4 protein-coding genes are annotated in these 10853 nt (G+C 69.6%); all 4 read left to right on the top strand.

Annotated features, from left to right (window positions below):
* The coding region (locus HOV77_RS24785; RefSeq protein ID WP_290865612.1) for a type I polyketide synthase at nt 1–2865 on the top strand (2865 nt) is incomplete at its 5' end.
* Nucleotides 2862–3776: a proline iminopeptidase-family hydrolase gene (locus tag HOV77_RS24780; RefSeq protein WP_290865610.1), complete on the top strand. Its 915-nt coding sequence runs from the start codon at nt 2862–2864 to the stop codon at nt 3774–3776. The genes HOV77_RS24785 and HOV77_RS24780, both read left to right, overlap by 4 nt.
* Nucleotides 3777–3892: 116 nt before the next feature.
* Nucleotides 3893–5116: a cytochrome P450 gene (locus HOV77_RS24775; protein ID WP_290865608.1), complete on the top strand. Its 1224-nt coding sequence runs from the start codon at nt 3893–3895 to the stop codon at nt 5114–5116.
* Between the two features lie 357 nt (nt 5117–5473).
* The coding region (locus tag HOV77_RS24770) for a type I polyketide synthase (RefSeq protein ID WP_290865606.1) at nt 5474–10853 on the top strand (5380 nt) is incomplete at its 3' end.

The raw sequence follows: 10853 nt of genomic DNA, 5'->3' as shown, positions 1-10853 counted from the left end.
GCCGACGCTCAGCGGATCGAGGTCGACGGGGTCTACGACCGGCTACGCGACGAAGGCTACGGATACGGCCCGGCGTTCCAGGGGCTCACCGCGATGTGGCAGCGGGACGACGAGGTGTTCGCCGAGGTCGTCCTGCCCGAGGAATTCCGGCGTGACCTCGACGGGTTCGGGCTGCATCCGGCGCTCTTCGACGCCGCCATGCACGCCGGAATCCTGCACGACGACGGGCACCGGCAAGGGCGCACGGTGCTCCCGTTCGTCTGGTCCGGCGTGGCGCTGCATGCGACCGGTGCTTCGACTCTGCGCGTACGCATCGCGCCGAGTGAGCCCGGTGGCGTTTCGTTGCTGCTCGCCGACGACACCGGCGAACCCGTGCTCACCGTCGACTCGCTCGTTTCCCGGCCTGTTTCGATCGACCAGCTGAGTACGCAGGACGCCCGCAACGAAGCGTTGTTCCAGATCGACTGGCTGCCGTCGCGCACCGTCGCCGCTCAGCAGTGGACGCCGTGGGCTGAGGTACCGACCAGCGGACCCGTGCACGGCATCATCGCGTACCAGACGGAAATGCCGGAGGGACCACTGCCCGCAGCCGCGCACGAGGCGGTGCACCGGACGATGGACGTGCTGCGGACCTGGCTGACCGACGAGCGTTTCGCCGAGTCTCAGCTGGTGGTGATCACCACGAACGCCGTGGCTTGCGCGCCGGATCACGACGGCGACGTGACCCAAGCCCCGCTGTGGGGTGTGGTGCGCGCCGCGCAGGCGGAGAATCCCGGCCGAATTCGACTGATCGATGTGGACGGACGAGCCGAGAGTGCGGCGCTGCTGCCGGAGCTGATCGCCTCAACGGAGCCCGAGCTGGCGGTACGCGCCGGCCGGCCGCTCGTGCCGAGACTCGCGCCGGCCAAGCCGGTGGAACGGACACCGGCGCTGAATCCAGCTGGGACAGTGCTCATCACCGGTGGTACGGGCGGGCTGGGCGCCGAGATCGCGCGACACCTGGTCGCCGAGTACGGTGTCCGCCACCTGCTGCTGGCGGGCCGCCGAGGTGGCGACGCGCCCGGGGCCGAACAGCTGCGGACGGAGCTGAGCGACGCGGGAGCCGAGGTGACGATCGCGGCTTGCGACGTCGGCGACCGAGTGGCGTTGGTCGATCTCCTGCAAACCATTCCGGCGGCGCATCCGCTGACCGGCGTGGTCCACGCGGCCGGTGTCGCCGACAACGGGCTGATCCAGACGCTGAGCCGGAACAGCGTCGACTCCGTGCTGGCGGCCAAGTCGGACAGCGCATGGTATCTGCACGAGCTCACCGCCGACGCCGAGCTGGGTCTCTTCGTGCTGTTCTCCTCGGCGGGCGGGCTCGTGTCGGCCGCCGGTCAAGCCGGGTACGCCGCCGCGAACGTGTTCTTGGACGCCCTGGCGACGCATCGGCGTAAGAGTGGACTGCCCGCCATCTCGCTGGCGTGGGGATTGTGGACGGACGCGGGCATGGGGCAGTGGCTCGGCGAGGCCGATCGGCTGCGCCTGAAGCGGCAAGGCACCCCGGGATTCCCCGTACGCGACGGGCTGCAAATGTTCGACGCCGCAGTCCGATCGGAGGCGGTGAACCTGGTGCCGATCCGAATCGACACCACTGCGCTGCGGGCGCGTACCGACGAGGTGCCTGCGTTGCTCCGGGCGCTCCTGCCCCGAGTGCGGCGGAAAGTCGCCGGAGCGGAGGCGGAGACCGGTTCGCTGCGCCGGGACCTGGCCGGACTCGACCAACGGGGGCAGGAGGAGTTGCTCCGCTCGGTCATCCTGCGCCACGCCGCCGCCCTGCTCGGCTATGACGGCCCGGACGACCTCGACCCGGGCCGGGACTTCCTCGAATCCGGCTTCGATTCCCTGACGGCGATGGAGCTTCGGGCCGCGCTCAGCGGATTGCTGGGACTCCGGCTGCCGCCGATGGTGGTGTTCGACAGCAAGTCGCCGGACGGCTTGGTCGCCCGGCTCCGGGAGGAGCTGACCGGAGCCGATCAGCCGGACCGCTCGGGCGGTACGCGTACGGCGCTCGGCGAGGTCTTCCGCGAAGCGGTGAGCACCGGGAACTTCGTGGACGCCATCTCAGTCATGCGTGAGGTGGCCGTCCAGCGGCCGAGATTCACTGCCGCCGCGGATCTCGACCCACCGCTTTCGGCGGTCACCCTGGCGAGCGGGCCGGGAACCCGGCTGATCCTGCTCAGCACTCCGGCGGCGACCGGGGGTACGCATCAGTACGCGCGGATCGCCGCTCACCTGCGGGGAATCCGAGACGTCTCGGCCGTTCCGCTGCCCGGTTACGTGGCCGGGGAATCGCTGCCGGGGTCGTTCGAGGCGGCGATGGAGGTGCTGAGCCGCTGCGTACTCCAGACGGCGGGGGGTGAGCCGTTCGTGCTGGCGGGGTACTCGGCGGGCGGCGTACTCGCGCACACCGTCGCACATCATCTGGAGTCTCGGGCCGGTGTCTTACCGGTCGGCGTCGCACTCCTCGACACCTATCGCGTACGCGGGAGCGACTGGGGGATTCCGCTGGACGTGCTCGGGGCGAGCCTGCTCGACGTGGAGTCCTCGCTGGGCGGCTTCGACGACAGCCCTTGGTCGGCGATGGTGGCGTGGGGCGAGCTGCTGCCCGACCCGACGACGCAGCAGCTGAACGCTCCCGTGCTGTTCGTCCAATGTGGTACGCCCTTCTTCGAGGCCGACCCCGAGGACGAGAGCTGGCGGGCGAAGCCCTGGGCACCGGTGCACACGATGCGTACCGTCGCCGCTCATCATTTCAGCTTGATCGCCGAGGACTCGGCAGAAACCGCACGGGTCGTGGAGGACTGGCTGGGGGAGATCGCGTGACCGGCCATCCCGCGCCGAGCGCCAAGGGCGCCGTACGCTTCGGCGAGTATCGGACCTGGTACCGGGTCACCGGTGAGCTGACCGGCGGCCTGCCCCCGATCGTGGTGGTGCACGGCGGGCCGGGCAGTACGCACGACTACCTGCTGGCGTTGACCCGGCTCGCCGATCTCGGCTGGCCGGTGGTCCACTACGACCAGCTCGGCAACGGCGGTTCCACCCATCTGCCGGAGAAGGGCGGGGACTTCTGGACCGTCCAGCTGTTCCTCGACGAGCTGGACAACCTCCTGCGTTCGCTCGGCATCGCCGACAACTACGTCCTGTTCGGACAGTCGTGGGGCGGTATGCTCGCCGCCCGGCACGCCGCGGACCGGCCGCCAGGTCTGCGTGGTCTGGTCATCGCGAACTCGCCGGCGTCGTATCCGTTGTGGCGGCAGGAGATGAAGGTCCTGCGAGCCCAGCTCCCGCGCGAGGTCGACGAGGTGCTCGCCGCGCACGAGGCGGCCGGGACCACGGACAGCCGGGAGTATCAGACCGCCGCGCAGGAGTTCCTGGCTCGATTCGTGTGCCGCCTCGATCCGTGGCCTCGGGACTACCTGGCCTCGCTGACCGAGGTCCAGAGCGATCCGACCGTGTACGCCACCATGAACGGGCCGAGCGAGTTCCACGTCGTGGGTACGCTGCGCGACTGGTCGGTGATCGAACATTGCGCCGACATCGCTGTGCCCACCCTCGTCATCTCCGGCGAGTACGACGAGGCGACCCCGGCGACGGTGCGGCCGTTCGCCGAGCACATCCCCCGGGTGCGCTGGGAGGTGTTCCCCGAGTCCAGCCACTTGCCTCATCTCGAGGAGCCGGAGCGTTTCGACCGGGTGATGAAGGACTATCTGGACAGTCTAGGGGTCGCATCATAGGGGTATTCCGGCGTATCGGGAATCCTTAGCATTGCGCCGTACGCCCCCGGAGTGATTCGGATAGTCGATACCGATTGCAATGAGGCCTCTGCGGAGCCGCTACGGAGCGAGGAACAATGACTGACGGATTAGGCGTGAAAGAGGATGTGCCCGGATTCCCGATGACGCGTACGTGCCCGTTCGCGCCACCGCCGGAATACGCGGAACTGCGCGAGACGGAGCCCATTTCCGAGGTCCGGCTCACGCTGAACGGCCGGCGCGCCTGGCTGCTCACGAAGTACGAGGACGTCGTCAAGGTGCTCGCCGATCCCCGGGCCAGTTCCGACGTCACCCACGACGGCTATCCGCTGTTCATGCCGGTTCCGGTGGAGCTGCTGAAGGCGATGCCCCGCATCCTGTTCCACATGGACCCGCCGGAGCACACGGCCACCCGCAAGCTGCTGACGCCGGAGTTCACCGCCCGGCGAGTCGACGCCATGCGACCGAGTACGCAGGAGATCGTCGACCTGCTCATCGACGACATGGTGAAGCAGGGATCGACGGCGGACCTGGTCCACAAGCTGGCCCTGCCGCTGCCCTCGTACGCGATGTGCGACCTGCTCGGGCTGCCGCGCGAGGACCGGGAGTTCATGCACAGCTGGATCTCGCGGCTGGTCAGCAAGGAGATGACCCCGGAAGGGCATGGCATGCTCCAGATGGAGATGGCCATGCACATGGACGAGATCCTCGACGCCAAGGAGAAGGAGCCGGGCGACGACCTGATCAGCCGCGTGCTGGCCCGGAACATCGAGAACGGCACGAACCTCGGCCGCCCCGAGATCATCACGCTGATCATGGCCTTGGTCGCCGGTGGTCACGAGACCACGGCCAACATGATCTCGCTCGGTACGCTCGCGCTGCTGCGCAACCCGGACGAGCTCGCGCAGCTGAAGGCGAATCCCTCGGTCTGCCGTGACGCCGTCGAGGAGATGATGCGCCTGTTCAGCGTCTCGGACTTCGGCACCTCCCGGGTTGCCCTGGAGGACATCGAGATCGGCGGCATGACCATCCGCGCCGGTGAGGGCATCATCGCCTCGATGGGCGCGGCCAACCACGACCCCGCCGTCTTCACCGACCCCGGCACGTTCGACATCGACCGCAGCCCCAACCGCCAGATCGGCTTCGGCTACGGCATGCACGTCTGCTCGGGCGCCTCGCTGGTCCGGATGCAGCTGGAGATCGTCTTCAACACCCTGTTCGCCCGCCTGCCCGATCTCCGCCTCGCGGTGCCCTTCGAGGAGCTGGAGTACAAGGAGGCGTCGTTCATCCACGGCGTCATCGAGATGCCAGTGACCTGGTAGCTCTCACCCCCCCCGCAGACTGCCCGGCATTCCCCTCGGGGGATGCCGGGCAGTTCGGTGTCCGGCGGGAAATGCCGCGCAGTTCTAGGGGCCGTTAGGGGCTGGGCGCGCCGGTTTTCCCACCCATACGGTGTGGTCCAGGTGTATCCACTGGGGAATCCGATTGTATGGAGTGCGCGCGTGGGCGAGCCGACGAATATCATCTCCCAGCGGAGCGCGGGAGACGCTGCCGAGACCGGTCCGGAATGGGCGTCGAGCCTTTCCGGATTGCCGCGTTCGGAGCGTATTCACGCGCTGACCGACCAGGTGGTGGACGCGACCCGTGCGATTCTTCGCCGGATCCGCCCGGATGAATCCGTGGAACCAGAGATCCAGGCCGCCTTCCGGGATCAGGGCCTCGACTCGATCGCCACTGTGGAGCTGCACCGCGTACTCGTGGCGGCCACCGGGCTCGATCTTCCGGTCACCGTCGCGTTCGACTACCCGACCCCCCTATCGCTGGCCGGGTTCCTGCTGGCGCAGCTGTTCGGGGAGCCCTCGGAGCCGGATTCGGCCGAACCGGCCGGGCGTCGGGCCGTCGAAGGAGACGCCGCGGCGGACGATCCGGTCGCGATCGTCGGCATCGGCTGCCGGCTGCCGGGTGGCGTCGAGTCCCCCGAGCAGCTGTGGGAGCTGCTCACGAACGGCACTCACGTCCTGTCGGAGTTCCCGGCCGACCGCGGCTGGGACCTCGAGAAGCTGTACGACCAGGACTCGACCGTCCCCGGCTCCAGCTACGTCCGGCACGGCAGCTTCCTCGCCGGGGCTCAGGAGTTCGACGCGGACTTCTTCGGCATCAGCCCGCGCGAAGCGGTGGCCATGGACCCCCAGCAACGGCTGGTCCTGGAGACCGCGTGGGAGGCGGTCGAACGGGCCGGCATCCGGCCGGATTCGTTGCAGGGCAGCCGAGTCGGCGTGTTCATCGGCGCTGAGGCACAGGAGTACGGCGTCCGGCTGCACGAAGCGCCGGATGGGCTGGACGCGTACTTGCTCACCGGGAACACCGCGAGTGTGATCTCCGGCCGCGTCGCGTACGCCCTCGGGCTGGAGGGCCCGACCCTCACCGTGGACACCGCCTGCTCGGGGTCGCTCGTCGCAGTGCATCTGGCCGCCCAAGCGCTGCGCCGGGGCGACTGCCCGATGGCGCTGGCCGGTGGCGTGGCGGTCATGGGCTCGCCGGGCGGCTTCACCGCCTTCAGCCGCCAGCGGGGACTCGCCCCGGACGGCAAGGTCAAGGCGTTCGCCGCCGCGGCGGACGGAACCGCCTGGGGCGAGGGCGTCGCACTGTTCGTGCTGGAACGGCTCTCCGACGCCGTTCGCAACGGGCATGACGTCCTGGCGCTCGTCCTCGGCTCGGCGATCAACTCCGACGGCGCGAGCAACGGGCTGACTGCGCCGAACGGTCTCTCCCAGCAGCGCGTCATCCGCGCGGCACTGGCGGACGCCGGGGTCACCGCCGCCCAGGTCGGCGCGGTGGAGGCGCACGGAACCGGCACGGTGCTCGGCGACCCGATCGAGGCCCAGGCATTGATCGCGACCTACGGGCGTCACCGTGGCGACGACCCGTTGTGGCTCGGCTCGCTGAAGTCGAACATCGGGCACACGCAGGCGGCGGCCGGTGCGGCCGGGATGATCAAGATGGTGCTGGCCATGCGGCACGGCCTGCTGCCGCGTACTCTCCACGTCGACGAGCCATCGCCCAATGTGGACTGGACCGCGGGGACCGTGCGGCTGCTGACCGAGGAAAAGCCATGGCCGACTGGTACGCAGCCACGGCTGGCCGCCGTCTCCTCGTTCGGAATCAGCGGCACCAACGCGCACGTCATCCTGAGCGAGCCGCCGGCTGACGTCGCGGCCGAACCGGCTGAGCCGGCCGAAGACTCCGCCGGTGTGGTGCCGTTGGTGTTCTCGGCGAAGAACGAGGTCGCGCTTCGGGCTCAGGCGGATCGGTTGGGTGCGTACCTGGACCGGAACCCGGACGCCAAGCTGACCGAGCTGGCAGCTGCGCTGGCGACGACGCGGGCGGGTCTGCCCAGCCGGGCGGCAGTGCTCGCCGCCGATCGCGAAGAGTTCCGGCAGAGCCTGCGCGCGCTCGCCGAGGGCACGACTCCGGCCGGGGCCTTCCAGGACGCAGTCAGCTCCGGACGGCTCGCCTTCCTGTTCACCGGGCAGGGCAGCCAGCGCCTCGGCATGGGCCGGGGGCTGTACGAGGCGTACCCGGTCTTCGCCGACGCGCTCGAAGAGACGATCGGCTATCTCGACCTCCAGCTCGACTGTTCGCTCTGGGACGTGCTGTACGCACCGGCGGGCTCGGCCGAGGCGGCGATGCTCGACGAGACCCGGTACGCCCAGCCGGCCCTGTTCGCCGTCGAAGTCGCGCTCTATCGCCTGCTGGAGTCGTGGGGCGTACGCCCGGACTTCGTCGGCGGCCACTCGATCGGGGAGATCGCCGCCGCCCACGTCGCCGGGGTCCTGAACCTCGCGGACGCGGCGATGCTCGTCGCCGCCCGGGGACGCCTGATGCAAGAGCTGCCGACCGGCGGTGTGATGGTCTCGGTGACGGCCGGCGAGGCGGAAGTATCGCCTTTGCTGGTGCCCGGCGTGGACATCGCCGCCGTGAACGGCCCCTCGTCCGTGGTGCTGTCCGGTGCCGAAGCATCGGTGGCGGAGGTCGTACGCGCGCTGGAGGCGCAGGAACACCGGACGAAGCGCCTGCAGGTCTCCCACGCCTTCCACTCGGCGTTGATGGAGCCGATGCTGCTCGATTTCGAACGGGTCGCCAAGGTCGTCGAGTACTCGGCTCCCAAGATCCCCGTGGTGTCGAACGTGCTGGGCCGGATCGCGACCGCTGACGACCTGTGCGACCCCGGCTACTGGGTCCGCCACGTCCGGGAAGCGGTGCGGTTCGCCGCCGGGATTCAGTCGCTGACCGACCGGGGGGTCACCACGTTCATCGAACTCGGGCCGGGCGGCGTGCTCTCCGCGATGGGCCGGGACAGCGTCGAGTCGGAGCGCACGGCGTTCCTGCCGACCATGCGGAAGGACCGCGACGAGGCGTACACCGTGCTGTCCGCGTTGGCGGCGGCACACGTGCGCGGCGTACGCGTCGACTGGGCGAAGTTCTTCGGCGGCGTACGCGGCCGACGGGTGGATCTGCCGACGTATCCCTTCCAGCGCAAGGCTTTCTGGCTCACCGCACCGGACTCGACAGTGGACCCGGCGATGGTCGGCCAGATTCCGCTCACGCATCCGATCCTGGGCGCGGAGATCGATCTGGGTGGTTCGGCGGGAACCGTGCTGACCGGGCGGCTCTCGCTGCGTACGCAGCCGTGGCTCGCCGATCACGTGATCTCCGGCGTTCCGCTGCTGCCGGGCACCGCCTTCGTCGAGCTGGCGTTGCGGGCCGGCCAGCAGCTCGGCTGCGAGCAGGTCGAGGAACTGACCCTCGAAACGCCGCTCGTCCTTACCGAACAAGGCGGCATGGCACTCCAGATCGCGGTCGCCGCCGCCGACGCGACCGGTCGCCGGTCGATCGAGTTCTACAGCCGCGCCGACGGACCCGAAGCGGGTCCAGAGTGGACTCGGCACGCTCGTGGCGTGCTGACTCCAGCTGCCGGAGATGTCGCCCCGTTCCCGGTGGACCCCTGGCCGCCGGCCGGAGCTGCGCCCGTCGACCTCGACGGCTTCTATGCGGACCTCCGCGAGCAGGGGTACGGATACGGGCCCGCCTTCCAGGGCGTACGCGCAGTCTGGACGCGTGGCTCAGAGGTGTACGCCGAGGTCAGCCTGCCCGATCACGTCGCGCCGGAGAGCTTCACCCTCCACCCCGCGATACTGGACGCGGTGTTGCAGGCGGCCGATCTCGGCGTCGCCGAGTCCCTGGCCGGACGGGTCAGGGTGCCGTTCTCATGGTCCGGGGTGGCGCTGCACGGCGCGGGGGCAGGCTCGATCCGGGCCCACATCACCCTGACGAGCACCGACGAACTCGCGCTCCGGCTCACCGACTCGACGGGACAGCCGGTCGCCGACATCGCCTCCCTCGTCGTGCGGGACGTCACGCAGAGCCAGCTGGCCGCTGCGCGTACCCGCCCGCTCGGGTTGCTGCGGACTTCGTGGGCGCCCTTGGGAACGGCGGCCCCAGCTGCGCGGTCCGGCGACGAGCTGTACCGCTGCCCGACCGACACCGACGTCCGGGTGGTCCTCGCCGAGGTCCTGGCTCGGCTGCAGGCTTGGCTCGCCGAAGACCACGGGCCCGCCCGGCTGATCGTCGTCACGCGCCAGGCCGTCCCGGTCGGCGAGATTCTCGTCGATCCCGCGCAGTCCGCGATCTGGGGACTGGTACGCGCAGCGCAGTCGGAGAATCCCGGACGCATCGTCCTGGTGGACGTCACGGAAGACGTTCCCGACGAGGCGGTGTATGCAGCCGCCGGCTCCGGTGAGCCCGAGCTCGCGATGCGCGGTACGCACATCTCGGTGCCCCGCCTGGAATCCGTCCCCGTCGCCGACGACGAGCCGATGCCCACTCCGACTCGGGTGCTGATCACAGGTGGGACCGGTGGGTTGGGTGCGCTCGTGGCTCGGCACCTGGTGTCGGTGCATGGCGTACGCGATGTGGTGTTGGTGAGTCGTCGGGGTGGGGATGCGCCGGGGGCGGCGGAGTTGGCGGCGAGCCTGCGGGAAGCGGGTGCGTCGGTTGCGTTGGTGGCGTGTGATGTGGCTGATCGGGCTGCGGTTGCTGCGTTGCTGAGTGACTTTGCCGTGGACGGCGTTGTGCATACCGCTGGATTGTTGGACGACGGGGTGATCGAGTCGCTGACGCCGCAGCGATTGGACACGGTCTTGCGCCCGAAGGTCGACGCGGCCTGGCACCTGCACGAATTGACCGCGGACCTGAAATTCTTCGTAATGTTCTCCTCGACCGCGGCCGTGTTCGACGGCGCGGGTCAGGGCAATTACGCGGCGGCGAACGCGTTCCTGGAAGGCTTGGCGGCGTATCGGCGGTCATTGGGCCTGGCGGCGACCTCGGTGGCGTGGGGCTTGTGGTCCGGCAGCGGCGGGATGGGCGACCTCCTTGACGAGGCCGCGCTCGCTCGCATTCGCCGGACCGGCACGCTGCCGCTCGCCGCAGCGGACGGAACCGGCCTGTTCGACCTCGCCGTCCGGTCCGGTGCGCCGAGCGTCGTGGCGACCCGGCTGGACCTCGTGGCCCTGCGTGAACGCGTCGACGAGATCCCGCCCGTGCTCCGGGGCATGGTGCGCCGTCGCACCACCCGCACCCTCCCAGCAGCCGCCCGGCTCTCGTACGCCGACACGCTCGCGGAGCTGTCCGAAAGCGACCGTCAGGAGACCCTGTTTCAGCTCGTACGCACCGAGGTCGCCGCCGTTCTCGGGCATGACGGGCCCGGGGAAGTGCGCGCCTCGCGGGCTTTCCGGGACCTCGGTTTCGACTCCCTGGCGTCGGTCGAGCTGCGCAACCGGTTGAACGCGATCACGGGACTCAAGCTGAGCCCGACCGTCACCTTCGACTATCCACATGCGACCGCCTTGGCCGGTCATCTGCTCGTTCAGCTGCTCGACACCGCGTCTACCGCTGTCGATGTGACTGTCGATCGTGGTGTGGTTGTGGATGATCCGGTGGTTGTGGTGGGGATGGCGTGCCGGTTCCCGGGTGGTGTGGAGTCGCCGGAGGACTTGTGGG

Origin of the sequence: Hamadaea sp. (assembly GCF_013362815.1) — a bacterium.
In the GTDB taxonomy this organism is placed as follows: Bacteria; Actinomycetota; Actinomycetes; order Mycobacteriales; family Micromonosporaceae; genus Hamadaea.
The sequence above is the reverse complement of the archived record's forward strand: the minus strand, read 5'-3'. Positions and strand labels throughout refer to the sequence as shown.

Coding starts and splice junctions, on each gene's coding strand:
- HOV77_RS24775 (WP_290865608.1), top strand. CDS start 3,893: ATGACTGACGGATTAGGCGTGAAAGAGGATGTGCCCGGATTCCCGATG.